Raw genomic sequence first — 26,434 nt, forward strand, 5'->3', positions numbered from 1 at the left:
GAGTGAACGACGTGATGAAAAATTCGTCGTAGCCCAGGCGTGCGGCCACTAACCGTGTCAGTCGCTCCCCGATGGTGACCCATCTTTCGTGCTACGCCAGTTGCGACAGGCTCGATCTTAGCAGGCGCCCTCGGGTCTCAGTCGGTGCGCTTTCCCAGCTCGTCGACGATGAGCAGGTCGGTGCGGAGGTGCTCGCTGTCGTGCCCGGCCCGGGCCACCAGGTGCGCCGCCATCGGGGCGGTGAGCGCCTGGAAGACGACGATGGCGACCACCAGGGTCACGGTCCCGAGCGAGAAATTGTTAACCGCGACATCCGTCGTCACCGCGATCAGGCCGAAGATCTGTGGTTTCGTGGCCGCGTGCAGGCGGGTCAGCACGTCGGGGAAACGGATCAGGCCGACCCCGGCCGCGAAGCACATCACCGCCCCGGCCAGCACCAGCACGGCCGTCACCACATCATTGGCCACCTGGTTCACGAGCGCTCCCGAACCGACAGGAACCGGGCGACGCTGAGGGAGCCGAGCACCGCGAACAGGGCCAGGACGAGCAGCACCGGCAGGGTGTCGACGTGCCGGTTGAGGGCCATCTCCGCGCCCAGGGCGCAGATGACCGTGGCCACGAGCACGTCCGAGGCGATCACCCGGTCGAGCACGGACGGTCCGCGGATGATGCGGTACAGGGCCAACAGTCCGCCGGCTCCGAAGAGGACTCCGGCCACAATCGCGACGATTGCCATCACTCGTCTCCTGTCTTCTCGGTGGACGTCTCGGTGGAGCTCTCGGGTGACTCCTCGGGTGACTTCTGGGGTGACTTCTCGGTGGCGGCGGCGCACACCCGCAGCCGTTCCAGGTCTTCTCTCGACCCGAACGCGAGCACGATTCGCCGTTCGGTCTCGAACACGCTCGCCCGGAACCGTTCGATCTGCTCCGGCGTGCGCATGCTCAGCACGTGCAGGTAGAGCGTGGAGGTGACCCGGTCGATGTCCACGACGAGGGAGCCGGGCACGATCGACGTGGCGACCGCGGTCCAGGTCAGGATCAGGTCACTGCGGGTGTGCAGCGGCACGGCGAGGATGGCATTGCTGGCGCGGTAGCGCGGCGACAGGGCCGCGGCGGCCACCTGCACCGACGCCGACACGATGTCCACCAGCAACCGCAGGAAGAAGAGCACCGTTCGCCACGGATTCAGGCGCCCGCTCAACTGCACCGCCGGCAGGTAGAACACGACGGAGACCAGCGCCGCCACCAGCACCCCGGTGACCAGACCCCTCCGGTCGAAGCTGCCCCAGAGCAGCATCCAGAGCAGCACCAGCCCGCCGCCCAGGGTGAGCCGGCTGACGTATCCGTTCAGGCGTTCGGAGCGCGTGGTCACGGCGCTCCGTCCGGGAACACCGCGTCGATGTACGCGGCCGGTTCCTCGATCTCGGCGGCGGCCCGGGCGGCAAACGCGAAGACCGGTCCGGCGAAGACCGTGAGGCTGAGCGTCAGCGCGAGCAGGGCCGTCGTCGCCCCGATCATCAGCGGCGAAATGGTCTTGGTGATGACGGTTCCCTCATCGTGCGGGTCGTCCGTGAGCCGGTCGAGCATGGGCGACTCGTAGTCCTCGATCTCCCGGCGCGGGCGCCAGAAGGCCATGTTCCAGGCCCGGGTGAGGGCGTACAGGGTGAGCAGGGACGTCGCGGCGCCTGCGGCGATCACGATGAAGGGGAGCGGGCCGCCCAGTTCGGCCCCGGCCTGGAAGAGCGCCACCTTGCCGAGGAAGCCGGAGAACGGCGGGATTCCGCCGAGGTTGAGCGCGCCGACGAAGAAGAGGCCGGCCACCAGGGGCGCCGTCTTGAGCATCCCGCCCAGTCTGGCCAGCGAGGTGGTGCCGCCGACGCGTTCGATCAGCCCGGCGCAGAGAAAGAGGGTCGTCTGCACCGTGATGTGGTGCACCACGTAGAAGATGGTGGCGGCGATGGCCAGGGGGGTGCCCAGGGCGATGCCGAAGATCATGTACCCGATGTGGCTGACCAGGGTGAAGGAGAGCAGCCGCTTGATATCGGCCTGCGCGAGCGCGCCGAGGATGCCGATCAGCATGGTGAGCAGGGCCAGGACCAGGAGCGGCACCGACAGCGGGTTCTCCGGGAACAGAAGGGTCTGGGTGCGCAGGATGGCGTACACGCCCACCTTGGTGAGCAGCCCGGCGAACACCGCGGTGACCGGCGCGGGGGCGGTCGGGTAGGAGTCCGGCAGCCAGAACGACAGCGGGAACACGGCGGCCTTGACGCTGAAGCCCAACAGCAGCATCAGCCCCAGCACGAGCTGCACATCGGGGGCGAGCTGGGGCACGCGCTCGGCCAGCAGGGCCAGGGTCACCGTACCGGTCGCCCCGTAGAGCAGCGCGATCGCGCTGAGGAAGAGCACGGACGAGACCAGGCTGACGACGATGTAGGTGACGCCGGCACGGATGCGCGCACCGGTTCCGCCGAGGGTGAGCAGCACGTAGCTGGCCGAGAGCAGCATCTCGAATCCGACGTACAGGTTGAACAGGTCCCCCGCGATGAACGCGTTGAACAGCCCGGCCGCCAGCACCAGGTAGGTGGGGTGGAAGATCGACACCGGGGTTTCCCGGTCGCCGTCGAGGATGCCCTGGCCGACGGCGAACAGGAGCACGCCCAGCAGCATCAGCGCGGAGACGATCAGCATCAGGGCCGCCAACCGGTCGACCACCAGCACGATCCCCCACGGGGCCTGCCAGCCGCCGACGTGCACGACCACCGTGCCGCCCCGGTCGACGAGCACGAGGAGCACGGCACTGATAACCACGACGGCCGCCAGCACGAGCACGCTGATGCCGATCTGGCGTCCCGGCCGCCGGCCGAGGGCCAGCGCGATCGCCGAACCGAGCAACGGGAGGGCCACGACCAGGGGCACGAGGATGCCCGCCGGGTTCACCGTGCACCCCCGTCCGGGCGCGCGGTGCGGCCGGACGTGTTCGCGGCGTCTCGAGCGCCGACGTTCGCACCGCCATCCTCGTCATCGTGCTCGTCGTCGTCGTCGTGCTCGCCGTCCTCGTCGAGCGAGGCTTCCACGGCCGCGTCGTCGTCGCTGGAGGACCGGAAGTCCCGCTCGTTCTGGCCCGGAGCTTCGGTGGCGTGCTCGTCGGTGAGGTTGTCGCCCTCGTCGCCGAGCTGCGCCAGCCACCAGGAGCGGTAGATGAGCGCCAGCAGGAGCGCCGTGATGCCGAAGTTGATGACGATCGCGGTCAGCATCAGCACCTGCGGCATCGGGTCGACCATGCTCAGGTCCCGGGCGGTGCCGGTGATGATCGGGGAGCTGCCCGGGCGGCCGCTCATGATGAAGATCAGCAGGTTCGTGGCGTTGCCGACCAGCACGAAACCGATCAGCACCCGGGTCAGGCTCCGCTCGAGCATGATGTAGACGCCGGCCGCGTACATCACGGCCATGACGATGACGAGGGTCAGGGACGCGCTCACGGCAGCACCTCGGTTCGGGCCAGGGCCTCGGGCTCGGCACCGCTGGGCTCGCCGCCGCTCGGCGTCTCCTGCTCGGGCGTCGGGGCAGTGCCGGCGTCGCTCTGCCGGTCGATCTCACTGCCGAGGCTGCGCAGGATGTCCAGCACCAGGCCGATCACGACCAGGTACACTCCGATGTCGAAGATGGTGGAGGTGCCGAACGAGAGGGCCCCGAGCACCGGGACCTCCGCGCTGAAATACGCCGACTCGAGCGGGATCCCGGTGAAAAAGAGCGACCCGACCGCCGAACCGACCGCCAGGATGACGCCGAGCCCGAGGATCTTGCCGGGGTCCACCGGCACGGCCTCGCCCAGTTCGTAGCGGCCGCCGGCCAGGTACCGGGCCACGAGGGCCAGGCCCGCCAGCAGTCCGCCGGCGAATCCGCCGCCGGGGGCGTTGTGGCCGGCGAAGAGCAGGAAGACGGAGACGACGATCGCCGGGTGGAAGAGCAGCCGCACGAGCACCTCGACCAGGATGGACCGGTCCGGTGCGGGGATGGTGCGCCCGGCCAGCAGCCAGGACTGGCGGGTGACAGCGTGCCCGGCGGAGGACGCGTGCGGGTCGGCGACCACGCGGCGGCGGTTCCGCGGCGACCGCTGGGTGCGGGAACCCTTCAGTCGCGGCACGACCTCGTTGCGTCCGGACACGAAGAGCAGGCTGGCCACCCCGGTCGCGACGACGATCAGGACGGAGATCTCGCCCATGGTGTCCCAGGCCCGGATGTCGACGAGCACGACGTTGACGATGTTGGTGCCGTGCGCCTCCTGGGTCAGGCGCGGCAGTTCGGCGGAGATGCTCACCGCCTGCCGTGCGCCGAGGGCGATCACGCCGATGGTTCCCATCACGGCGCCGACCAGCACGCCGATCAGGGCGCGGCGGCGGCGGTGTATCGGCCGGTTGTGCTGCATGATCCCGGTGGGCAGGCGGCGCAGCACGAGCACGAACACGACCAGCGTCATCGTTTCGACCAGCGCCTGGGTGAGGGCGAGGTCGGGTGCGCCGTGGAGGGCGAACAACGCCACGAGGCCGTAACCGGTGACGCCCGCGAGCAGCACCGACGTCATCCGCTGGCCGACCCGTGCGGCCGCGACCGCCGCGATGCCCATGATCAGGGCGATCACGACCTGGGCCGGGTAGTCCCAGGGCACCAGGGCGTCGGGCCAGGTGCGGTTGACCAGCGCCGCGAAGCCGAGGGCGAGCACGAATACCACGAGGATGGTGGAGAGGTACTGCGGCAGGCCACCGCGCTGGGCGAAGTGGGTGAGGCGGGCCGCGGCCCGGTCGATGCCGCGCACGGTCACGCCGTAGCCGTGGCCGGCGTCGACCCAGGCGGGGACGGTGGCCTGCAGGAGCGCGACCCGGCGGCGCGCTGCGAACATCAGCGCGCCGAGGAGGACCAGGACCAGGCTGATCAGCAGCGCCGGCTCGAGGCCGTGCCAGAGCGCGAGGTGGTAGTCGCCGCCGCCGGCGACCGTGTCGGCGTAGGGGGCCAGCAACGGGTCGATCCCGGCGCTCAGCGGGCCGAGCAGCACGGTGCCGGCGGTGAGGACGACGGGGGCCAGCAGCACGCCCCACCGGTCCGGGTGCAGCGCGGTGGGAGCCATCGTCGGCCGGGTGCCGAACGCACCCCAAATGAAACGGATGCTGTAAGCGACCGTCAGCACCGAGCCGATGCCCGTGCCCACCAGGGCGATCCAACCCCAGCCGTCGCCGGCCCGCCCGGCCTCCAGGAGCGCGGTGAATACGGCCTCCTTGGCGACGAATCCGAACAGGGGCGGCAGTCCGGCCATCGAACCGGCGGCGAGCACGGCGATAAACAGGAGCGCGGGCTGGCTGCGGCCGAGGCCGGACAGCCGGCGCAGGTCGCGGGTGCCGGCCCGGTGGTCGATGATGCCGACGACGAGGAACAGCGTGGCCTTGTAGAGCGCGTGGGCGAGCAGCAGCGCCGCCCCGGCGAGCGCAGCGTCCCGGGTTCCGAATCCGACCGAGACCATCAGGAACCCGAGCTGGCTGACGGTCCCGTAGGCCAGCAGCAGCTTGAGGTCGTGCTGCCGGAGCGAGCGCCACGCTCCGACGAGCATCGTCCAGACGCCGATGGTCACCAGCACCGGCATCCAGGCGTCGGTGTCGGCATAGCCGGGGGCGAGCCGGGCGACCAGGTAGATGCCGGCCTTGACCATGGCTGCCGCGTGCAGGTAGGCGCTGACCGGGGTCGGGGCGGCCATTGCCGCGGGCAGCCAGAAGTGGAAGGGGATCAGCGCCGACTTGGACAGCGCGCCGACGAGGATCAGCAGGATCGCCCAGGTCGCGGCGGGCCCGGAGACCGGGTCGGCGACGATCACGGCCAGGGAGGTCGTTCCCGCCGCCACGGAGAGCATGATGACGCCCACCAGCATGGCGAGCCCGCCGAACGTGGTCACCAGGAGAGCCTGCAGGGCGGCGCCGCGGCTCGCCCGGCGGCTCGTGTAGTGCCCGATCAGCAGGTACGAGAGCACACTGGTGATCTCCCAGAAAATGAACATCACCACGATGTCGTCGGCGGTCACCAGCCCGTACATCGTGCCGGCGAAGGCCAGCAGGAGGGCCGCGAACCGGCCGAGGGACAGCTCGTCGGCGGCGAAGTAGCGGGCGCAGTAGAGCAGGACCAGCGCGCCGACCCCGGTCACGACCAGCGCCAGCAGCCAGGCCAGGGTGTCGACGCGGAAGGAGAGGGAGATACCCAGCGTCGGGATCCACGGGATGCTCTCGGTCACCGCGTCTCCCGCGGTCACGGTGGCGGTCTGGCCGAGGGTGTAGGCGAAAGCGGCCGCCGGCAGCAGGGCGATCAGGTAGAAGGCCCGCACCGACAGGAGGCGCGTCAGCAGCGGGGTGAAGGCGGAGACGACACAAAAAGCCAGCAGGATTGTCGCCATGCGGCCTCCCGGCTCTCTCTCTGAGTGTCGAACTCCAGTCTAACCGAGAGGCTCCTGACCGCATCCCGGCACGCGCGGCACACACCCCGTGCGGGAGGCCGATAGTGTTGAGGAAAACCCGATTATCGGAAGAGCCCCATGACGCGTGCAAATCAGGGGCCAGAAGTGCCCCTCAAACATGAACACCACGAGTACCACGGTCGTGGCACGGAGACCCCCCTCGAGCACATCGCGGACGCCGTCAACGTGCACGAGGACGAGGGGCTGCATAAGGGCCTCAAGGCCCGGCAGGTGCAGATGATCGCGATCGGCGGGGCCATCGGCACCGGGCTGTTCCTCGGCGCGGGCGGCCGTCTCGCCACCGCGGGCCCGTCCCTGGTGTTCGTGTACGCGATCTGCGGATTCTTTGCGTTCCTGATCCTGCGCGCTCTCGGCGAGCTGGTGCTGCACCGCCCGTCGTCGGGCTCCTTCGTCTCCTACGCCCGTGAGTTCTTCGGCGAGAAGACGGCCTTCGTCACCGGCTGGCTGTACTGGCTCAACTGGGTGATGACCGCGATCGTCGACGTCACCGCCGTGGCGCTCTACATGAACTTCTTCGCCCGGTACTGGGCGCCGTTCGGAGACGTGCCGCAGTGGCTCTACGCGCTCTTCGCCCTCGCGGTCGTGCTCTGCCTGAACCTGCTCTCGGTGAGCGTGTTCGGCGAACTGGAGTTCTGGTTCGCACTTATCAAGGTGCTCGCCATCGTCGCGTTCCTGCTGGTGGGAACGTGGATGGTCATCTTCGGCACGCCGATTCCCGGGCAGGAGGCCGGTTTCAGCCTCATCGCCGACAACGGGGGCTGGCTGCCGAACGGGGTGATCGCATCCGTGCTGGTCGTTCAGGGCGTCGTGTTCGCCTACGCGTCGATCGAGCTGGTCGGCACGACCGCCGGGGAAACGAAGAACCCGGAGAAGGTGATGCCCAAGGCCATCAACACGGTCATCGTGCGGATCGCCGTGTTCTACGTCGGCTCGATCCTGCTGTTGTCGCTGCTGCTGCCGTACACCGCGTACCAGGCCGGCGAGAGCCCGTTCGTGACATTCTTCGGCACGATCGGCATCGACGGCGTCGACGTGATCATGAACCTGGTGGTGCTCACGGCGGCCCTCTCCTCCCTCAACGCGGGCCTCTACTCGACCGGACGCATCCTGCGCTCGATGTCCCTTGCGGGCTCGGCGCCGCGATTCGCCGGCAAGGTGAGCCGCACGGGCGTGCCGTTCGGCGGCATCCTGCTCACCGGCGCGGTCACGCTGCTCGGCGTCGGCCTGAACGCGGTCGTCCCCGACGCCGCCTTCGAGATCGTGCTGAACATGGCGGCCATCGGCATCATCAGCGCCTGGGGCATGATCGTGCTCTGCCAGCTGCGCCTGCACGCCTGGTCGAAGCTGGGCATCCTCGAGCGGCCGGCATTCCGGATGTTCGGGGCCCCCTACACGGGCTACGCCAGCCTGGCCTTCCTCGTCGCGGTACTCGTGCTGATGGCCTTCGACTGGCCGGTCGGCACGCTCACGATCAGCTCGCTCGTGATCATCATCCCGCTGCTGATCGTCGGCTGGTACGCCTCGCGCGGGCGCATCCTCGAGATCGCGGCCGCCCGGGAGGGCTTCACCGGCCAGGTGCCGATCATCCCCAACCGCCCGCTCGCCGACCAGATGCGCGGCACGGACCCGACGGATGCGGGCCGGAAGGGCTAGCGGAGGGCGCCGGGGCCGGTTACCGGCCGGCGCCGGTCAGGTCACGCCCGGGTCAGGTCACGCTCAGGCCAGGTCACGCTCTGGCCAGCACCTCGTCGACGACGGCGGCCAGACCGGCTGCCGCCTGCGGGAGGTCGCTCTCGGACCGGGCCCCGGTCTCCGCCTCCACGGAGAGGGAACCGTTCCGGGCGCCGACCAGGACCGACCATTCGTCGCCGACGCGATACGCGACGGCGTAGGAGGCCTCACCGTTGGTCGTCACCTCGAGTTGCAACAGGTCCCAGGTGCGTGTCACGGCGCCGGGCCGGGTGCCCTGAACCGACGTGCAGTCCTGGAAGAGGGCCGCCTTGGCGTCGAAGGGATACGGCGGGGCGGCGGCCGGCGGCAGGCTTGTCACCCGCACTCTGATCCCGTCCAGCTTCTCCTCCCCCTGGATATCACCGTCGGCCGTGGACGCTCCGGCCTGCGAGCCCGTGTAGGCCACCTCGTCGTAGACGCACGCCTCCGATGAAGGCATCACAGCCGTGTCCCCCGGCCGGATCGTCGATCCTCCGGCCACGTCGATGGCTTTCCCGGTGGGGCCGGTGACCCCGTCCAGGAGGCCGGCCAGCTGCTCGGGCGTGAAGGCGTTGCTCGGTGGTGCGGGCACCGACGGCGCTCCGTCCCGCACCACGGCGACGATTCGCGTGGCCAGCTCGGCCAGGTCGGCGGCCGTGGCGTCGGCGTCGGCCGTCGCCACCATGCGACCCATTCCGATGGACACCGTTCCGGCCAGCGCCTGCAGGCTGACGGTGACGTCTCCCGGTTTCAGGCCGCCGGTCACCACGGTGGCGAACGTCCGATCGCCGACCGCGGGCACTTTCACGAAGCGTGCGTCCTGAGGGGTCTCGGTGCCTGATTGCGTGAGCGTGAAGGTCGAACAGGCGGAGGCCTGGTCATCCGTGCAGGCGAAGTTCGCGTTCGTCAGCTCGCCGGTCGGGGCGCTCTTCAGCAGGATCATGGTGGTGTCGGTGCCGAACGGGGTGCTGGCGGGCAACGCACCCGCCGCGAATTGCATTTTCAGCGTTTCGGGCCGGGTCAGCATGCTCTCGGGCTGGAATGCGGCACAGGCCGCGGGCTCGGCGGCGGGTCGTGGCGGAAGGTCGGCGCCGTCCTTGAAGGCGATTCTCACGCTGCCGGCGTCGCTGTAGGGGATGACGGTGTTGCCGGCGCCGTCAGCGAGCGTGGCGAGCAACGCCGTCAGCTGCGCGTCGGTGAACACCGTGCCGACGGACCCGCCGGGGTCTGCCGACGGCTGCGCTGTCCCGCCGGGACCGGCCGGGGGCGCCGTTGTTCCGCCGGCGCACCCGGCCAGCAGGAGCGCGGCCAGCGCTGCGACGCACACGAGACGGGGGCCCGGCGTTCGGCGCGGTCGGGTGCCCGGTCGAGGCCGAGCGTCCATCGGGGGGCCTCCTCCAGCTCGGTGCCCTCACCCTAGGCTTCCGCCCGCACTCCGGATAGGTCAGACGGCGCGGCGGCAGGTGACCGCGTGACTGACGATGACGAGCACGAACGCCAGCGACAGGATGCCGATGTAGGCCAACGGCACGGCGGGCATGCCCACGGTGTTCAGCAGCGCGGCGCCCAGCAGTGCGCCGCCGCCGATGCCGGCGTTGAACGCGGTGGTGTAGATGGCGCTCGCGGTGTCACGGATGCGCCGCGAGGCTGTGCGCAGCAGTCGCGTCTGCAGCAGCGGCGGCAGCGTGCCGAAGGCCAGCCCCCACAGCACGAAGGCGCCGATGGCCACCGGCAGCGTCGACGCGAACAGGGCGAGGACGCTGACGCTGATCGCGGAGACGGCGATGCCGATCACCAGTCCCAGCTGGGGCCGAGGGCCGAACACGGTGCCGGAGAGGACCAGCCCGACCGCGCCGGCGATGCCGTACGCGAACAGGAGCGGCGCGACGGCCGCGCCGTCCACGCCCATCCCGTCGATCAGGAACGGGGCGATGTAGGTATAGAAGGTGTAGTGCCCGACCATCGTCAGGGCCGTGATCGAGCAGAGCAGGATCACGGCTGGCATCGTCGGGTCGCGGCGCGGTTCGGCGGCCGTTTCGAGGGCGGGCACGGCGGCGGGTTCCGCCGCGGCGAGCGCGGCCGCCTCGGCAGCCTCGGTCGCCTCGGTCGCCTCGGCATCCGTGCGCCGGGCACCGTAGTGCGAGACGTGCGGCAGGAAACGCCACACGACGACGGCGCCGAGGAGCATCAGCACGGCGAGCGCGATGAACGACAGCCGCCAGCCCAGGAGGTGCCCGGCCGCCGTGGCCAGCGGAACGCCGAGCACGAACGCGAGGGTGCCGCCGGACACCGTGATCGCCACGGCCCGGCCGATCTGCTCCCGCGGCACGAGATGCGCCGCATAGGCGCCGACGACGGCCCAGAACAGGCCGTGGGCCATGCCGCCGAGGATGCGGCCGCCCACCATGAACGCGTAGTTGGGGGCGACCGCGGTGAGCACATTACTGACGGCGAGCACGACCAGCACGAGCACGATCAGGCCGTGCCGCGGCAGCCGGCGGGTCAGATGCGCCAGGGAGGTGCTCGTGAGCACCACGGTGAACGCGAACCAGGAGACCAGCAGCCCCACCTGGGCCTCGCTGACGCCGAGGGACCGGCTCATGTCCGGCAGCAGGCCGGTCGGCAGCATCTCGGAGGTCACCGACAGGAAAACGGCGGCCGCGAGGGCGATCAGCCCGACCCAGGGGAAGGGGCCGGGAGTTGACCCCGGGCGGCCCTGCCCGTCGCCGAGCGGGGGCAGGGTGATGGGCGCGGTGAATGACATGGTGGCTGTGGCTCACAGACGGGAACAGTGGCGCCCGCCGCTCTCGCGTCGCGGGGCCGGTCCGGATCGGCTGCGCGCCGACGTGCGCGCCCGGGGCCGGCATGCTGCGCCGACCACGTCCCAGCCTAGCCGACGGGTGGCCGGCGCGGCCAGAGAGGCCGGTAACCTAGTCGGATGACTTCTTCTCTGTCGCCGAACCCGCGCCACCACTGGGTGATCACCCTCGTCTGCGTCGACCAGCCGGGCATCGTGCACGCGGTCAGCGGTGCCATCGTGCGCGCCAGGGGCAACATCACCGAGAGCCAGCAGTTCGCCAGTGCCGACACCGGCCGGTTCTTCATGCGCCTGCAGGTGGAGTCCCCCGCCCCGCGCGAGGAGCTCGAGCAGGAGCTCGCCCCCGTCGTCGCCCACTTCAGGATGAATTCCGCCATCGACGTGGTGGGGCGCCCGGTGCGCACCCTCGTGCTCGCGTCGACGGCGGGCAACTGCGTGAACGACATGCTGTTCCGCCAGCGCGGCGGGCAGCTCCCGATCGAGGTCCCCCTGGTGCTCAGCAACCACGGCACGCTGCGCGACCTGGTCGGGTTCTACGGGGTGCCGTTCGAGTCCCGACCGGTGACGGATGCCGCGAGCAAGGCGGCCTTCGAGGCGCGCGTGATCGAGGCACTCGACGAGCACGACATCGAGCTGGTCGTGCTCGCCCGGTACATGCAGATCCTCTCCCCCGAGCTCTGCACGCTGCTCGAGGGCCGCGCCATCAACATCCACCACTCATTCCTGCCCGGGTTCAAGGGTGCCAACCCCTACAAGCAGGCCCACGCCCGCGGCGTGAAGCTGATCGGGGCCACCGCCCACTTCGTCACCGGCGACCTCGACGAGGGCCCGATCATCGAGCAGAACGTCGTGCGCGTGGACCATTCCCGCACGCCGGCCGAACTCGTCGCCATCGGGCAGGACGAGGAGAGCCGCACCCTGACCCAGGCGGTCACCTGGTTCGCCGAGCACCGGGTTCTGCTCGACGGTGCCCGCACCATCATCTTCAAGTAGCCGCCCGCCTGCTCGGTAAGATGGGGCAAGTGACCGATACGAGCGTGAAGACCAGCCCCAACGACATCCTGCGATTCCTGCTCGAACTGTTCGCGTTCATCAGCCTCGGCATCTGGGGTTTCGCGGCGTGGCCGCTGCCGTGGCCCGGCGTCGTGGTCGGCATCGTCGCCCCGGCCTTCGCGATCCTGCTCTGGGCTCTGTTCCGCTCCCCCAAGGCCGTGTTCAAGCTCGACCCGTTCGGCAAGGCCGTGGTCGAGATCTGCGTCTTCGGAGCAGCAGCTCTGGCCTGGTGGGACCTCGGCCTCCCGCTGGTCGGTGTGATCTTCGCCGTCGTCGCCACGGTCAGCGGCGTTCTCTCCGGCCGCGCGGAACTGCGCTAACCGCCTCCGCACGGCCCGGGACCATTGGCCCTTCCGGCGACTGGCCGTTCGGAGCAGGCTCGGCGCATGAACGAGCTCGCCCCGGTTCGCCTGACCCTGCTCAGGAAGCAGTTCGGCGAGGGCGTCGCTCTCGACGGCATCAGCCTCACCCTGGAGCCCGGTGAGGTCTTCGGCTACCTCGGACCCAACGGCGCGGGCAAGACGACCACGATCCGCCTGCTGCTGGGGATGCTCCGTCCGACCTCCGGCCAGGCGCAGGTCTTCGGCCTGGACTCGTGGCGGCAACCGGTCGAGGTGCACCGCCTGGTCGGGTACGTTCCCGGTGAATCGGCGCTCTACGGCCGGCTCACCGGCCGGCAGCACATCGCCTTCTTCGATCACCTGCGCGGCCGCGATGACCGGGCCGAGGCCACCGCTCTGGCCGCCCGCTTCGACGTCGACCTCGGCCGCCCGGCGCGGACGCTGTCCCGCGGTAACCGGCAGAAACTCGCGATCGTGCTGGCGGTCATGTCCGCGCCCCGGCTGCTGATCCTCGACGAACCCACCAGCGGTCTCGACCCGCTCGTGCAGCAGGAGTTCCACGCCCTGCTCGGCGAGTACACCGGGGACGGCGGCACCGTGCTGTTCTCGTCTCACGTGCTCGGGGAGGTGCAGCGGGTCGCCGACCGGATCGGCGTCATCCGTCGCGGCCGGCTGATCGCCGTCGAGCGGCTCCAGGAGCTCCGCGCCCGGTCGCTGCACCGGATTCGGGCGAGTTTCCTGGAGGAGGTGTCGGCCGAGGATTTCGCCGGGATCCGGGGCGTGCAGGACCTCTCGATCGGCGACCGGAGCCTTCGCTGCAGCGCGCCGCAGTACGCCCTCGATGCGCTGCTGAAACAGGTGTCCCGCCGGTCGGTGATCGATTTTGAATGCGCCGAAACCGACCTCGAGGAGACGTTCCTCGGCTATTACGGGCCGGGCGACACCGGCTCCGACACCGTCACCGAAACACACGGCGGTGAGACCGATGCTGGCTAGCCTGTTCACGAAGACCCTGTACGACCAGCGCCGAGGTCTGCTCGGCTGGTCGGTCTCTCTGGTGCTCCTGGTCGGCATGTATGTGGCCCTGTGGCCGAGCCTGCGCGACCAGCCGTCGATGAGCGATTTCCTGAAGCAGATGCCCGAGGCCTTCCGCTACCTGTTCGCCGCGACCGGCGCGGACATGTCGACCCCGGTCGGCTACGTGCAGGTCGAACTCCTGTCGTTCATGGGCCCGATCGCCGTGCTCGTCTACGCGATCGGCGTGGGTGTGGCCGTGATCGGCGGCGAGGAGGACCACCACACCATGGACCTCCTGCTGGCCAACCCGGTCGGCCGCACCCGGGTCGTCCTGGAGAAGTTCACCGCGCTGGCGTTGGGCACGTTCCTGCTCGCGGCGGTGACCGGGGTTTCCCTCGTGGGCCTGGGGTCGTTCGCGGACATGAACCTCCCGGCCGGTGACGTGGCCGCCGCCATGCTGCACCTGGCGCTGCTCGGCGTAGTCTTCGGCGCCCTGGCCCTGACGCTGTCGGCCTCGACCGGCAGGACCGGGCTGAGCCGCGGCATCCCGGCCGTCGTCGCGGTGGTGGCCTATGTGGTGAACGCGCTGGCGCCCCTGGTCGACTGGCTCGATCCGTTCCAGAAGCTCTCGCCGTACTACCAGTACATTGGCCACGACCCGCTCCGGGAGGGCGTGGACGGCCCCAGCGTGCTCGTGGCCGTGGCCACCGTCGCCGTGCTCCTCGGGCTCGCCGTGCTCGGGTTCCGTCGGCGGGACATCGCGGCCTGACCGGCCCGCCCCGCCCGCCCGCCCGCCCCGAGCCTTACCCAGCGCTGCCCCACCGCACCCAGCCCTGCGCCGTCTTGCCCCGCCGAGCCCCGCCGAGCCCCGCCGAGCCCCGCCGAGCCGTGATTAAAGCTCCTCAAAATTCAAAAAAACGGGGCGGAACTCACGGTTCGGCGGGTCTCGCGCGGGGCGTCAGCGGGTGTCAGGGGACGTCAGGGAGGCGGGTGCCTCGCGGCATCCGCAGGGCGGCGTAGCCGGAGGTCGCGAGGAAGAACAGGGCGCCCACGCCGAAGGCCACCGGATAGGAGACCTGGTCGGCGAGGAAGCCGGCGACGAGCGGGCCGATGATCGCGCCGAAGTCGGAGAACATCGAGAACACCGCCACCGGTCTCCCGCCGCCGGCCCCGGCCGCATCCCCGACGGCGGCCGCCGGGGCGGTGCCCATGAACGCCGAGGCCACCCCGTAGACGCAGAGCAGCCCGGTGAGAACCACGATGTCAGGCGCAAACGGGACGGCGAAGATGGTCAGCCCGGCCACCAGGAACGCCCCGATGATGGCGGGCCGGCGGCCCACCCGGTCGACGAAGCGCGACGCCGGGGCGAGCGCGATGGTCTGCGCGACGGCCGCGAAGGCGAACGCGATGCCGGTCCAAGCGGTCGGCCCGCGGAGCACCTCGACCACCAGCACGGGGATCAGCGCGTTGCGCACACCGAACGAGGTCCAGCCGGTGGAGAAGCTGGCCAGGCACGCCGCTCGGAAACGCTCGTCCTTCAGTACGGTGCGGAACGGGACTCGCGGGGCCGGTGCGGCATCCGTTTTCGGCCCCGTGCCCCGCACCGGTCGCAGCAGGACCAGGCCCAGGAACCCGGCGACGGAGAGGGTGCCCGCATAGAAGAAGAACGGTGCGGTGAGGGAGATCGTGGCGAGCAGCCCGCCGAGGGCCGGGCCGGCCATCCCGCCGAGCAGGAAACCGCCCTGGTAGAATCCGATGGCGCGGGCCCGGATCCCGGGCGCGGTGGAGCCGAGCAGCAGGGTCATCGCCGCCACGGTGAACATGGCCGAACCGATGCCGCCGGCGCCGCGCAGCAGGAGGAGCTGGGGATAGTTCTGAGCCACGCCGACCAGGCCGCTGGAGACGGCGACGATTCCGATCCCGGTGGCCAGGACGGCTCGTTCGCCGGCCCAGTCGATCATGCGCCCGGTGAAGGGACTGGACACGAAACGCATCAGGGCGAAGGCGGAGACGACGGCCCCGATTTCCAGGTTGCCGACCCCGAAGCTGCGCACGTACACGGGCAGCACCGGGACGACGACACCGAAGCCCACCATCACGAAGAAGGCGATCACGCCGAGCACGTACACCTCGCGGGACAGCCGCGGGCTCCCTCCGGGGGTCACACCGTCGGGGGTCGGGCCGCCGCGGCGGAATCGTGCACGCATTACCTCAGGTTAAGCCTTCGGCCGGTCCCGAGTCGCCGCGCGGCGCCCGAGCCTCAACTCCTCACCCGAGCCCCGCCCCCTCGATCCGGCCCCGGCCCCCCGCCCCCAACCAATTCGACGGAGATTCTGCCGAATACGGTCCGAAACAGGCTGGAATCGCGCGCTGAGATCAAAATCTCCGTCGAATTGGTTCACACGGGCTCAGCGCGCGCGGGATCCGACCGTGGCCGGCTCCCGCGCGGCGACCTGGGCCTGAACCGCGGCATCCCGGCGGCCGCCGATCGCACGCAACGCGTTGAGGATCGTCGCGAGGTCGACGAATTCCTGCAGCAGCGCACCCACTGTGGCCGGGATGAAGCCGAAGGCGGCCAGGACCATCAGCACGACACTCATCGCAATCCCCAGCCAAATGCTCTGCAGGGCGATCCGGATGGTGTCCTGCCCGATGGCGACCGCGCGGGCGGTGCGGGACAGGTCGTCGATCAGGATGACGACGTCGGCCGACTCGCTGGCGGCCGTGGCCCCCCGCGCGCCCATCGCGATCCCCACGTCGGCGACGGCCAGCACGGGTGCGTCGTTCACGCCGTCGCCGACCATGATCACCGGGCGGTTGGGGAGCGAGCGCACGGCGTCGACCTTGTCGACCGGCAGGCAGTCGGCCTGCACGCTCTCGATGCCGACGAGTTCGGCGATGTGCTCGGCCGTGGGCCGGGCGTCGCCGGTGAGCATGACGGTCTCGTGCAGGCCCAGGGCGCGGAAATCGGCCATGGTCTGCCGCGCGTTGCCGCGCGTCTTATCGCTGGCGACGATGCTGCCGGCGAAGCGGCCGTCGACGGCGAGGTAGATGGCGAGTTCGCCGCCGTCGAGGGGGGTGGCCACGGCTTCCGGTGCGTGATCCCGAACGTAGGAGAGCTTGCCGACGACGACCTCGCGGTCGCCGAGCCGCGCGACCACGCCGTGGGCGGGCACCTCGTTCGCATCCTCCGTCGCGGTGAGTTCGAGTCCGCGGGTACGGGCGGCCGCGATGACGGATGCCGCGAGCACGTGCGACGAGTATTGCTCGGCCGACGCGGCGAGGGCCAGCAACTCGTCCTGGTCGAAGCCGAGCTCCGGCAGCACCCTCGCGATGGCCGGCGTACCGTGCGTGAGGGTGCCGGTCTTGTCGAACACGACGGTCTTCGCGCGGGACAGCATCTCCAGCACGCCACCGCCCTTGACGATGATGCCGTTGCGGGCGGCGCGGCTCATGCCGCCCATGAACGCCACCGGAGCGGAGATCAGCAGCGGGCAGGGCGTAGCCACGACGAGCACCTCGGCGAACCGGGCCGGGTCGCCGCTGACGATCCAGGCGATCGCGGCGATGGTGAGCGACACGGCGGTGAACGGCACGGCGTACCGGTCGGCGAGGCGCACCACGGGCGCCTTGCTCGCGGCGGCCTCCTCGACGAGGAGGATGATCTGCTGGTACTGGCTGTCGGCCGCTGTCGCGGTGGCCCGGATGGTGGCGGCGGCCTGGCCGTTGATCGACCCGCTGAGGATCGCGTCACCGGTCCGGCGCTCGACCGGGAGGCTCTCCCCGGTGAGCGAGGATTCGTCGAAGGCCGCGCTGTCGGAGACCAGCTCGCCGTCGACGGGAACGATCTCGGCCGGCCGCACCAGCAGGAGGTCACCCGGCCGCACGTCGGTGGCCGCCACGTCCTCGACGTCGGTGACTCCGGGGCCCGCCCCTGCTGCGCCGGATCCGTTGGCGGCTGCCACGATCCGGTGGGCGATCTGCGGGGCACGCTTCAGCAGGGCGTCGAGTTCGCGTTTGGCCCGGTTGACCGCGAAATCCTCCAACGCAGCTCCACCGGTCAGCATCAGCACGATGATCATCGTCGCGACATATTCGCCGACCAGCACCGTGGCGATGATGGCCATGATCGCGAGCAGGTCGACGCCGAAGGTGCCCTGGCGCAGTCTCCTGACCATGCCGACCGCTTCGATCCCGGCGATCAGCAGGCCGTACCCGCTGAACAGCCAGCGCACCGCGTCGGCCTGGCCGAGCAGCGCCAGCACCGCGCCGATCAGGCCCAGGGCGAGGGTCGCCGCAACGAGAGGATACCGACGGACAGCAGAGGACGCAGACACCATGGTCATATTATGGTCTCGGTCGGCGGGCTTCGCCAGCAAGGAAAGGCTCCCCTGACACCCGGCGGAGCATGCAAGACGGCGACAGCCCCACCCGAAAGGGAGGGGCTGTCGCCGTCGAAGCCGCGGGCGAATTACGCCAGGCGCGTCTGCAGGTTCTCGGCGATGGCCGCGAGGAATTCCTCGGTCGTCTGGAAACCCTGTTCCGGGCCCACGAGCAGGGCGAGGTCCTTGGTCATCTTGCCGCTCTCGACGGTCTTGATCACCACGTCTTCGAGCGTGTTCGCGAATTCGGCAAGCGCCGGGTTGCCGTCCAGCTTGGCGCGGTGCGAGAGGCCCCGGGTCCAGGCGTAGATCGACGCGATCGGGTTGGTCGAGGTGGGCTTGCCCTGCTGGTGCTGACGGTAGTGGCGCGTCACGGTGCCGTGCGCGGCCTCGGCCTCGACGACCTTGCCGTCGGGGGTGGAGAGCACGCTGGTCATCAGGCCCAGCGAGCCGAAGCCCTGGGCAACGGTGTCGGACTGCACGTCGCCGTCGTAGTTCTTGCAGGCCCAGACGTAGCCGCCCTCCCACTTCATGGCCGAGGCGACCATGTCGTCGATCAGGCGGTGCTCGTAGGTCAGGCCGGCCGCGTCGTAGCGGGCCTTGAAGTCGGCGTCGAAGATCTCCTGGAAGATGTCCTTGAAACGGCCGTCGTACGCCTTGAGAATCGTGTTCTTGGTCGACAGGTAGACCGGGTACTTGCGCTCGAGGCCGTAGTTGAGCGAGGCACGGGCGAAGTCGCGGATGGAGTTGTCGAGGTTGTACATTCCCATCGCGACGCCGCTGCCGGGCGCCTGGAAGACCTCGAATGACTGGGGCTCGCCGCCATCCTTCGGGGTGAAGGTCATGCTGAGCGTGCCTTCGCCCTCGAACCGGAAGTTCGTCGCCTTGTACTGGTCGCCGAACGCGTGGCGGCCGATGATGATGGGCTTGTTCCAGCCCGGCACGAGACGCGGGATGTTCGAGATGATGATCGGCTCACGGAAGATCGTGCCGCCGAGAATGTTGCGGATGGTGCCGTTGGGCGACGCCCACATCTTCTTGAGGCCGAATTCCTCGACCCGGGCCTCATCGGGGGTGATGGTCGCGCATTTGACGCCGACGCCGTGCTTCTGGATGGCGTGGGCCGAGTCGATCGTGATCTGGTCGTCGGTCTCGTCGCGCTTCTGGATCGACAGGTCGTAATATTCGAGGTCGATATCGAGGTACGGGTGGATCAAGGTTTCCTTGATCGCATGCCAGATGATGCGGGTCATCTCATCTCCGTCGAGCTCGACGACAGTGCCTTCAACCTTGATCTTCGCCAATGAAATCTCCTCAGACTTTTGCGGGGGCCTAATGGCCACGTCAATCCTAGTCGAGGGGTTCAATTATCTTGACATCGAGATAGTTTTCGGTCCGGCCCTGCCCGGCAGCGGCCGCCGATGCTCGGCCGAAAACCCGACTACCTCACCTCGTCTGCCGCAGGTTAGCCTGTTCACATGGGTGAACTACGACTGGAAGAACTGTCCGCACGCAACATCGTTGCGGCCAACAACCTGAGCCTGAAGCCGGGCCAGGAACAATTCATCGCTCCGGTCTCCTACGCGGTCGCGGCATCCGTTATCAATCCGGCCACCGCCTGGCAGCGGGTCGTGCTCCTGGACGGTGAGGTCGCCGGGTTCATCCACGGCAACTTCGACCCCGATTCCGAGCACGAGGAGTTCCGGGCCTGCCTCTGGCGCATCAACGTCGACGCGAATGCGCAGGGCCGCGGGGTGGGCAAGTTCGCCGCCGACGCGCTGGCTGAGGAGGCCCGCAAGCGGGGCTTCAAGCGCATCACGGTGATCTGGGAGCCGGGCGAGGGCGGCCCGGAGACGTTCTTCCACCGGATCGGGTTCACGAATGTCGGTGAGACGGTCTACGGCGAGGTCATCGGCGCGATGCAGCTGTAGTCCAGGGCCGACGTGGCTGCACCATCGGGTGACGAGTTCGTCGAGCATGTGTGCTCCATCGTCGCTTCGATTCCGCCCGGGCGGGTGATGACGTACGGCGACGTCGCCGCCGTGCTCGGCTCCCGCGGCGCCCGCGCCGTCGGCCAGATCATGGCGCGGTACGGCACAGACCTGCCCTGGTGGCGGGTGATCCGCTCCGGCGGCCACCCGCCGGCCGGGCACGAGGACCGCGCGCTCCCGCATTACCGGGACGAGGGCACACCACTTCGCGACCTGCCGGAGAGCTACCGGATCGACTACCCGGCGGCGCGGTGGAGCCACGGCTGAAGGTTGGATTCCGGTCACCCGCAACCCCTTGTTCGGGCTGGGTCAGGGATGTTACCGTTCCTCATGCCCAGCGAATCGACCTCCACTGACCCCCTTGCCTCCGACCCGGGCCTCTACCGGGTTCTGCTCGAAAACGACCGCGTGCGCGTGCTCGAGTTCCTGGACGCCCCCGGCGACCAGACCCATCCTCACGTGCATCCCGACAGCGTGATGATCACCCTCAGCTCCTATTCCCGGCGGCTGTCGTCGGAGGGCCGCGAGATCGACGTCGAGCTGCCCGCCGGCGAGACACGGTGGCTCCCGGCCCAGGAACACACCGGCCTGAACATCGGTTCCACGCCCACGCACGCGATCTTCGTGGAGCTCAAACAGGCCCCCGTCACGCCGCCGGAGCCCGGCCACCAACCGCTCGGCCCGGCCGCCCGCCCGCTGGCCCCCCGTCCCCTGACCGGCACACCGCTCTCCGACGCCTCGAGCGACGAAGAGAAGGCGTGGGGATTCGCCTAGCGCCGCTCCTCCTGCGGGTTCCCTTCCCGTCGCGCGGGACTAACCTGCGGCTATGACGAACGACCCGGCGGCCACCAATCCCGGTCTCTACCGGGTGATCCTGGAGAACGAGCGCGTGCGCGTGCTCGAGTACCTCGACGCCCCCGGAGACCAGACGACTCCGCACGCGCACCCGGCCTCAGTGATGATCACGCTGAGCGCGTTCTCCCGGCACCTGGAGTCGGACGGCCGGGAGGTCGACGTCGACATTCCCGCCGGGGTCGCGCGGTGGCTGCCCGGGCAGCACCATTCCGGGCGGAACACCCGCCCCACGCCGACGCACACGATCTTCGTCGATCTGAAGGAGCCGCCGGCCGCGCCGACGGCTCCTTCACCCCGCGAGCCGCTGGGCCCGCGGCCGGGCTAGCCCGTCCCGGCGACCCGCACCGCGCATCCGTCGTGGCGCACCCTGTGCGCGCGGGCGCAGGTTCTACCCTGCGCCCGCGACTCGAACCTGCGCCGCGAGCGGGCTCGGCGGGCGGGCTTGGCGGGCGGGCGCCGCGGGCGGGCGCCGCAGCCCGTCTCTAGACCAGCGACTCCCGCCACGCGGCGTGCAGTTGCGCGAACCGCCCGGTGCCGGAGATCAGGTCGGCGGGGGTGCCGTCCTCCACGATGCGCCCGTGCTCCATCACGAGCACCCGGTCCGCGATCGCCACCGTCGACAGGCGGTGGGCGATGATCACGGCCGTGCGGTCTGACAGGAGCGTCTGCAGCGCCTGCTGCACCAGTCGCTCGCTCGGGATGTCCAGGCTCGAGGTGGCCTCGTCGAGGATGAGCACGGCCGGGTCGGCCAGGAACGCCCGCGCGAACGAGATCAGCTGACGCTGCCCGGCGGACACACGCCCGCCGCGCTTGTTCACGTCGGTGTCGTACCCGTTGGGCAGTCCCTCGATGAACTCGTGCGCCCCGACCGCCCGAGCTGCCGCCACGATCTCGGCCGGCGTGGCATCCGGCTTGCCGATCGAGATGTTGTCGGCGACCGACCCGCTGAACAGGTAGGCCTCCTGGGTGACCATGACGATCGCCCGGCGCAGGTCCTTGGGGTGCAGGTCGCGCAGGTCGACGCTGTCGAGGGCGACCCGGCCCTCGGTCGGGTCGTAGAAGCGGGCCATCAGCTTGGCCAGGGTCGACTTGCCGGCCCCGGTCGAGCCCACCAGGGCGATGGTCTCCCCCGCCGGGATGGCCAGGTCGAAGCGGGGCAGGATGACGCGGTCGCTCTGGTACTCGAACTGCACACCCTCGAACGAGACCGCGCCCTTCGCCGCCCAGAGGTCGACCGGCGTGGCCGGGTCGGGCACACCGGGGTGTTCCTCGAGCACCCCGGAGATCTTTTCGAGCGCAGCCTGGGCCGCCTGGTAGGAGTTGTAGAACATCGCCATCTCCTCCATCGGGTCGAAGAATCGCCGGGTGTACAGCAGCGCCGCGAGGAGCGCGCCGATGGCGAGCTGCCCGTCGACGACGCGGAACCCGCCGACCAGGAGCACGACCGCGACGGCCACGTTGCCGATCAGGACCAGGCCGGGGTCGAAGATGCCGAACAGCTGGATCACCCGCCCGTTGACCTTGCGGTAGTCCTCGACGAGTTCGCCGAACACGGCCTCGTTGCGCTTCTCCGCCCGGAAGGCCTTGACCGCACGGATGCCGGTCATGGTCTCCACGAACCGCACGATCAGGCTCGCCGAGGCCACCCGGGACTGCCGGAACAGCGTCTGCGAGCGCAGCTGGAACCAGCGCGTGAGCGCCAGCAGGGGCACCAGCGCGCCGAGCAGTACGAGGCCGCTGGTGCCGTCGAGCGCGAACAGGGCGATCCCGGTGAACACCATGTAGAGCAGGCCCTGCACGAGCTGGTTGATGCCCGAGTCCAGCAGCTCGCGGATCGCGTCGAGGTCGCTGGTCTGGCGGGAGATGATGCGGCCCGAGGTGTAGGACTCGTGGAATTCGAGGCTCAGCCGCTGCGTGTGCAGGAACACCCGTTTGCGCAGGTCGATCAGCACGGCCTGGCTGATCCGCGCCGACATGATCGTGTACCAGGCGATCAGCAGGGCACCGAGGACGCCCGTGCCGAGGTAGAGCACCCCGGTCGCGGCGAGCGGCACCCAGTCCTGTTCCATCAGCGCGGGCAGACCCAGGTCGATCCCGTACGCGATCAGGGCCGGCCCGGCCACCTGCGCGGCCGTGGAGGCGACCACGATCAGCATCGCCGCGATCACCGGCCAGCGCACGGGGCTCAGCAGCGACCCGAGCAGCCGCAGCGACCGGGTCCGGATCTGCTTGCTCTCCGCGGCGGTGAAGGTGCTGCGGTCTTCTCCTTCGACTCCGGTGACACTCATCGTGCCACCTCCTCTCGCAGTGACTCTCGTCGCTCTTCGTCTTCCAGGCTCGAGATCACGAACTTGTAGTGTTCGCTCTCGCGGAGCAGGTCGGAGTGCCGGCCCACCGCCGTGATGCGCCCGTTCTCGAGCAGGGCCACCCGGTCGGCCAGCATCACCGTCGACGGCCGGTGCGCCACGATCAGCGCCGTGGTGGAGGACAGCACCTCGCGCAGGGCGGCTTCGACGAGGGCCTCCGTGTCCACGTCCAGCGCAGACAGGGGGTCGTCGAGCACGAGCACTGCGGGCCGTGCCGCCACGGCCCGGGCGAGCGCGATCCGCTGCCGCTGGCCGCCGGAGAGGCTCATCCCCTCCTCGCCGACGAGCGTATCGACGCCCTGCGGGAGGTCGTGGGCGAAACCCGCCTGGGCGACCTGCAGGGCCTGCTCGAGCGCGGCATCCGCTTCAATCGAGCGTTCGGACCACTCGGGCCGGCCGAGCAGCACGTTATCGCGCACGGATGCCGAGAACAGCGTCGCATCCTCGAACGCCATCGACAGGTGGCGCCGCAGTTCCTCGCGGCCGAGGTCGCGCACGTCGACGCCGTCGAGGGTCACCGCGCCCTCGGTCACGTCGTAGAGGCGGGTGGTGAGCGCCGTCAGGGTGGACTTGCCGCAGCCGGTCAGACCCACCAGGGCCATGGTCTCCCCCGGTTCCAGCACCAGGTCGACGCCGTCGAGCAGGTCGAGGAAGCGGGCGGGCGAATCCGGGTAGCGGAAGTGCACGTTCGTGAACGCGAGGCGTCCGCGGGGCCGGTCGATCGTGACCGGATGCTCCGGGTCGGTGATCGAGTTCGGCGCGTCGAGCACGTCGAAGAACCGGTCGGTCGCGGTGCGGGTGTCGAAGGTCATCGACAGTAGGAAGCCGATCGATTCGACCGGCCAGCGCAGCACCGTCGCAGTGGCGAAGAAGGCCACCAGTGACCCCACGCTCAGCTCATTCTGGCTCGCCAGCCAGACGCCGGCCACCAGGCAGAGGGCGAAGGCGACGTCGGGCACCATCAGCAGCCAGAGCCAGATGCCGGCGATCGCGCGGGCCTTCTCGATTTCGGTGCCACGCAGGCTCTCGGCCTGCACGGAGAAGTTCTTCAGCGCGAATTTCCCGCGCCCGAACGCCTTGAGCACACGGATGCCGTGCACCGACTCCTCGACGGCCGTCGCGAGGTCGCCGGCCTGGTCCTGGCTTCGGCGGGCGACGGCGGAATACTTGCCCTCGAACAGGTAGCCGACCACCCAGAGCGGCACGGAGCAGACGAGGAAGATGACCCCGAGGACCCAGTTCATCGAGACCAGGATGACGGCGCCGATCAGGATCGTCACCACGTTGACCACGAGGAGAACAAGGCCGAACGAGATCCACCGGCGGATCAGGTTCAGGTCGCTGACCATGCGGGACAGCAGCTGCCCGCTCGGCCACTTGTCGTGGAAGGAGACCGGCAGGTCCTGCAGCCGCGCGTAGAGCGCGTTCCGCATTCTCGCCTCAATGTGAGTTCCGGGGCCGAGCACGAACCAGCGCCGTAGCGCGATCAGCACCGCCTCGATCACGCCGAGGCCGAGGATGAGGAGCACGGCCGGCCAGATCTGGCCGGCTTCCTGCCGGGACAGTGTGCCGTCGACGAGGCGCTGCAGCACCTGCGGTATGGCGAGGGCGACGAGGGCTGCGAGCAGGGCGGCGAGCATGCCGAGGGCGAGCCGCGGCACCGCCGGACGGGCGAACGGGTACAGGCGCAGCATCACCTGGAGAGTGTTCTGGCGCGCGGGGCCGGGGCCAGCCGCGGGATCGGGCGGATGGGTGTGGTCTGTGAGCGTGGTCACGAAAGAGTCCTGAACGGTACGTGGAGAACTGAACGGCGCCGGGGGGCGTCGCAGAATGCCGACGAGACGGGATCGAGTCGGCGAGGGGGAGGCCGGAGCCTCCCGGTGCGGCAGCGTTACTGCCGGCCTGCGGCCCGTGGGGCGGCTGGCGGTGTTCGGTGTCGGCCGGTGTTGGCCGGTGTTGGCGGTGCTCGGCGTTCTGGTGCGCGCTAGGCGGTGCGACGGAACGGGGCGGATGCGCCAATGCGGGCGCCGTCGTTCGCAAACGTTGCGAGCGTGAACGGTGCTGTCTTGGTCATGTCGGCCTCCTGAGCGCGTCGTGTCTGAACTGTGCCCCCCTGATCAGGCAGCCTTTCAGGATATGTTCCCTGGTCGCCCCGCGCAAGACCTAATTCGGGATTCGACGGGGCGGGACACCGTGCCGCCCGCTCGGGGCACCCGCAGGCTCAGCGAACCCAGCAGGCTCAGGGCACCCCGCAGGCTCAGCGCACCCGCACGCTCAGGCAGGTGACGCAGCCTTCGAGCTTCTCGAACTCGGAGATGTCGACCGTGACCACCCGGTAGCCGTGGGCGGCGAACAGCTGGGCCGAGCGCGGCGCTGCGCTCGACATGAGCACGGTGTGGTCGTCGAGCACGACCACGGCGGTGCCCTCGGGCTCGGGAACGGGCAGGAAGCTCGGGAACACGCTCGGGTCGTCGACGAGCGGCGGGTAGCCGATCACGGTGCCGTCCGGCAGCGCGGTGACCGCGGTCTTCAGGTGCAGCACCTTCGTGACCGGCACGGCGAGCACCGTGTAGCCGGCCGGAGCCAGGATCTCGCGCAGCTGCGCGATCCCCGCGTCGTTGGTGCGCAGGCTGCGCCCCACGTAGACGGTGCGGCCGACCTTGAGCACGTCGCCGCCGTCGAGGGTTCCGGGCAGCTCGAGGCGGTGCACCGGCAGGCCGAGGGCGCGCACGGCCGTCTCCGCGGCCACGGTCTCGCCGCGGCGGCTCGGAGCGCCCGGGCTGGCCACGACGGCGAGATTGCCGAAGAGGATGACCGCGTCCTCGATGAAGACGGAGTCCGGCAGGTGCAGGGCCGGCTCGACCTCGATTGTGTCCCAGCCCTCGTCGGCCAGCGCCGCCAGGTAGCCGCGCCACTGCTCGACCGCCAGGGCCAGGTCGATCGGGCTGCGCTCGATGTGCGTCAGCTGCCCCTCGGCCAGGTTGAGTGCGGGCCGGCGCACCAGCGCGCGCCGCCTGGCCGGCGCCCCGACGGAGGCGTCCGCGTGCGAAGTCTCGGTTTCCATCTCGCCAGTGTAGAGCCCGGCCGTCCCGTCCCCTCGTCCCGCCCCTTCCCGCTTACCCCCTTCGCGCTCGCGCCGCCGCGCTTGCGCCGCCGCGCTTGCGCCGCCGCGCCTCCCGCTTCCCAAGAGTGCCCGTTCCGGTCGAGAGTGCCCGGTACTGCGGTCACTCTCGACCGGAACGGGCACTCTCACTGGCCCGGGTGGGCGAGCGCGGGTTGTGCGCCGCTCCGCGCGTGGCGTGCCACCCGCGTAACGGCGCAGCACGCGGGGCGGGGGCCGGGCGACGCGGGTGCGGGCGACGTCGGCGGGGCGGGCGACGTCGGCGGGGCG

At 70.0% G+C, this 26,434-nt stretch carries 23 protein-coding genes and 1 riboswitch; of the genes, 9 read left to right on the forward strand and 14 right to left on the reverse strand.

The window, feature by feature from the left end:
• Positions 1-24: 24 nt before the first annotated feature.
• Positions 25-114, reverse strand: a riboswitch (ZMP/ZTP riboswitch).
• Between the two features lie 23 nt (positions 115-137).
• The 6 genes from mnhG to E3T24_RS02050 are packed head-to-tail and all read right to left on the reverse strand — an operon-like array spanning position 138 to position 6,429.
• A complete protein-coding gene (gene mnhG / locus E3T24_RS02025; RefSeq protein WP_241976262.1) occupies positions 138-476 on the reverse strand; it encodes a monovalent cation/H(+) antiporter subunit G in 339 nt (112 codons plus the stop codon).
• Entirely contained in the window at positions 473-736 is a 264-nt protein-coding gene (locus E3T24_RS02030; RefSeq protein WP_134365732.1) for a monovalent cation/H+ antiporter complex subunit F, read from the reverse strand. Before E3T24_RS02030 ends, mnhG begins: the two co-directional genes overlap by 4 nt.
• Complete coding sequence (locus tag E3T24_RS02035) at positions 736-1,371, reverse strand: Na+/H+ antiporter subunit E (RefSeq protein WP_134403381.1); 636 nt, start codon at positions 1,369-1,371, stop codon at positions 736-738. Before E3T24_RS02035 ends, E3T24_RS02030 begins: the two co-directional genes overlap by 1 nt.
• On the reverse strand, positions 1,368-2,936 hold the full coding sequence (locus E3T24_RS02040) for a Na+/H+ antiporter subunit D (RefSeq protein ID WP_241976260.1): 1,569 nt from the start codon (positions 2,934-2,936) through the stop codon (positions 1,368-1,370). Before E3T24_RS02040 ends, E3T24_RS02035 begins: the two co-directional genes overlap by 4 nt.
• The gene (locus E3T24_RS02045; protein ID WP_134403380.1) at positions 2,933-3,478 is read right to left on the reverse strand and encodes an NADH-quinone oxidoreductase subunit K; all 546 of its coding nucleotides are present in this window, start codon (positions 3,476-3,478) and stop codon (positions 2,933-2,935) included. Before E3T24_RS02045 ends, E3T24_RS02040 begins: the two co-directional genes overlap by 4 nt.
• Positions 3,475-6,429 carry a Na+/H+ antiporter subunit A gene (locus E3T24_RS02050; protein WP_134365729.1) on the reverse strand — a complete coding sequence of 985 codons (2,955 nt, stop codon included), beginning with the start codon at positions 6,427-6,429 and terminating at the stop codon, positions 3,475-3,477. Before E3T24_RS02050 ends, E3T24_RS02045 begins: the two co-directional genes overlap by 4 nt.
• Positions 6,430-6,657: 228 nt before the next feature.
• Between E3T24_RS02050 and E3T24_RS02055 the strand changes: the two genes are divergently transcribed.
• Positions 6,658-8,163: an amino acid permease gene (locus tag E3T24_RS02055; RefSeq protein ID WP_241976270.1), complete on the forward strand. Its 1,506-nt coding sequence runs from the start codon at positions 6,658-6,660 to the stop codon at positions 8,161-8,163.
• A gap of 73 nt (positions 8,164-8,236) precedes the next feature.
• On the opposite strand, the gene E3T24_RS02060 is transcribed toward E3T24_RS02055, so the two are convergent.
• Positions 8,237-9,604: a hypothetical protein gene (locus tag E3T24_RS02060; protein WP_134410462.1), complete on the reverse strand. Its 1,368-nt coding sequence runs from the start codon at positions 9,602-9,604 to the stop codon at positions 8,237-8,239.
• A gap of 60 nt (positions 9,605-9,664) precedes the next feature.
• Positions 9,665-10,984, reverse strand: coding sequence for an MFS transporter (locus tag E3T24_RS02065; RefSeq protein ID WP_134410460.1), 1,320 nt, complete (start codon positions 10,982-10,984; stop codon positions 9,665-9,667).
• A gap of 174 nt (positions 10,985-11,158) precedes the next feature.
• Between E3T24_RS02065 and purU the strand changes: the two genes are divergently transcribed.
• The 4 genes from purU (at position 11,159) to E3T24_RS02085 (ending at position 14,218) form a co-directional block, all read left to right on the forward strand.
• Positions 11,159-12,031: a formyltetrahydrofolate deformylase gene (purU, locus tag E3T24_RS02070; protein ID WP_134365725.1), complete on the forward strand. Its 873-nt coding sequence runs from the start codon at positions 11,159-11,161 to the stop codon at positions 12,029-12,031.
• A 29-nt stretch (positions 12,032-12,060) separates the two neighbouring features.
• The gene (locus E3T24_RS02075; protein ID WP_241976258.1) at positions 12,061-12,411 is read left to right on the forward strand and encodes a YrdB family protein; all 351 of its coding nucleotides are present in this window, start codon (positions 12,061-12,063) and stop codon (positions 12,409-12,411) included.
• Positions 12,412-12,477: 66 nt separating this feature from the next.
• Entirely contained in the window at positions 12,478-13,428 is a 951-nt protein-coding gene (locus tag E3T24_RS02080; protein ID WP_134434223.1) for an ABC transporter ATP-binding protein, read from the forward strand.
• Positions 13,418-14,218: an ABC transporter permease subunit gene (locus tag E3T24_RS02085; protein WP_134403376.1), complete on the forward strand. Its 801-nt coding sequence runs from the start codon at positions 13,418-13,420 to the stop codon at positions 14,216-14,218. Before E3T24_RS02080 ends, E3T24_RS02085 begins: the two co-directional genes overlap by 11 nt.
• A gap of 199 nt (positions 14,219-14,417) precedes the next feature.
• On the opposite strand, the gene E3T24_RS02090 is transcribed toward E3T24_RS02085, so the two are convergent.
• From E3T24_RS02090 to E3T24_RS02100, 3 genes are all read right to left on the reverse strand, one after another.
• On the reverse strand, positions 14,418-15,656 hold the full coding sequence (locus E3T24_RS02090) for an MFS transporter (RefSeq protein ID WP_134365722.1): 1,239 nt from the start codon (positions 15,654-15,656) through the stop codon (positions 14,418-14,420).
• A 201-nt stretch (positions 15,657-15,857) separates the two neighbouring features.
• Positions 15,858-17,789: a heavy metal translocating P-type ATPase gene (locus tag E3T24_RS02095; RefSeq protein ID WP_134403375.1), complete on the reverse strand. Its 1,932-nt coding sequence runs from the start codon at positions 17,787-17,789 to the stop codon at positions 15,858-15,860.
• Positions 17,790-17,920: 131 nt separating this feature from the next.
• Positions 17,921-19,135, reverse strand: coding sequence for an NADP-dependent isocitrate dehydrogenase (locus E3T24_RS02100; RefSeq protein WP_134365720.1), 1,215 nt, complete (start codon positions 19,133-19,135; stop codon positions 17,921-17,923).
• Positions 19,136-19,309: 174 nt separating this feature from the next.
• Here E3T24_RS02100 and E3T24_RS02105 point away from each other — a divergent pair, with 174 nt between their 5' ends.
• From E3T24_RS02105 to E3T24_RS02120, 4 genes are all read left to right on the forward strand, one after another.
• Entirely contained in the window at positions 19,310-19,762 is a 453-nt protein-coding gene (locus tag E3T24_RS02105; RefSeq protein ID WP_134365719.1) for a GNAT family N-acetyltransferase, read from the forward strand.
• 12 nt (positions 19,763-19,774) lie between these two features.
• Complete coding sequence (locus E3T24_RS02110) at positions 19,775-20,089, forward strand: MGMT family protein (protein WP_134365718.1); 315 nt, start codon at positions 19,775-19,777, stop codon at positions 20,087-20,089.
• A 63-nt stretch (positions 20,090-20,152) separates the two neighbouring features.
• The gene (locus tag E3T24_RS02115; protein ID WP_198415971.1) at positions 20,153-20,596 is read left to right on the forward strand and encodes a cytoplasmic protein; all 444 of its coding nucleotides are present in this window, start codon (positions 20,153-20,155) and stop codon (positions 20,594-20,596) included.
• A gap of 52 nt (positions 20,597-20,648) precedes the next feature.
• Positions 20,649-21,002: a cytoplasmic protein gene (locus tag E3T24_RS02120; RefSeq protein WP_134434224.1), complete on the forward strand. Its 354-nt coding sequence runs from the start codon at positions 20,649-20,651 to the stop codon at positions 21,000-21,002.
• Between the two features lie 157 nt (positions 21,003-21,159).
• Here E3T24_RS02120 and E3T24_RS02125 read toward each other — a convergent pair whose 3' ends face one another.
• From E3T24_RS02125 to ddaH, 3 genes are all read right to left on the reverse strand, one after another.
• Complete coding sequence (locus E3T24_RS02125) at positions 21,160-22,965, reverse strand: ABC transporter ATP-binding protein (protein WP_134365716.1); 1,806 nt, start codon at positions 22,963-22,965, stop codon at positions 21,160-21,162.
• Positions 22,962-24,737: an ABC transporter ATP-binding protein gene (locus tag E3T24_RS02130; RefSeq protein ID WP_134365736.1), complete on the reverse strand. Its 1,776-nt coding sequence runs from the start codon at positions 24,735-24,737 to the stop codon at positions 22,962-22,964. Before E3T24_RS02130 ends, E3T24_RS02125 begins: the two co-directional genes overlap by 4 nt.
• A 563-nt stretch (positions 24,738-25,300) precedes the next feature.
• Positions 25,301-26,107 (reverse strand): dimethylargininase, encoded by an 807-nt coding sequence (gene ddaH / locus E3T24_RS02135; protein WP_134365715.1) that lies wholly within the window; start codon positions 26,105-26,107, stop codon positions 25,301-25,303.
• Positions 26,108-26,434 lie beyond the last annotated feature (327 nt).

The organism is Cryobacterium sp. TmT2-59, from assembly GCF_004403545.1.
Classification (GTDB): Bacteria; Actinomycetota; Actinomycetes; order Actinomycetales; family Microbacteriaceae; genus Cryobacterium; species Cryobacterium shii.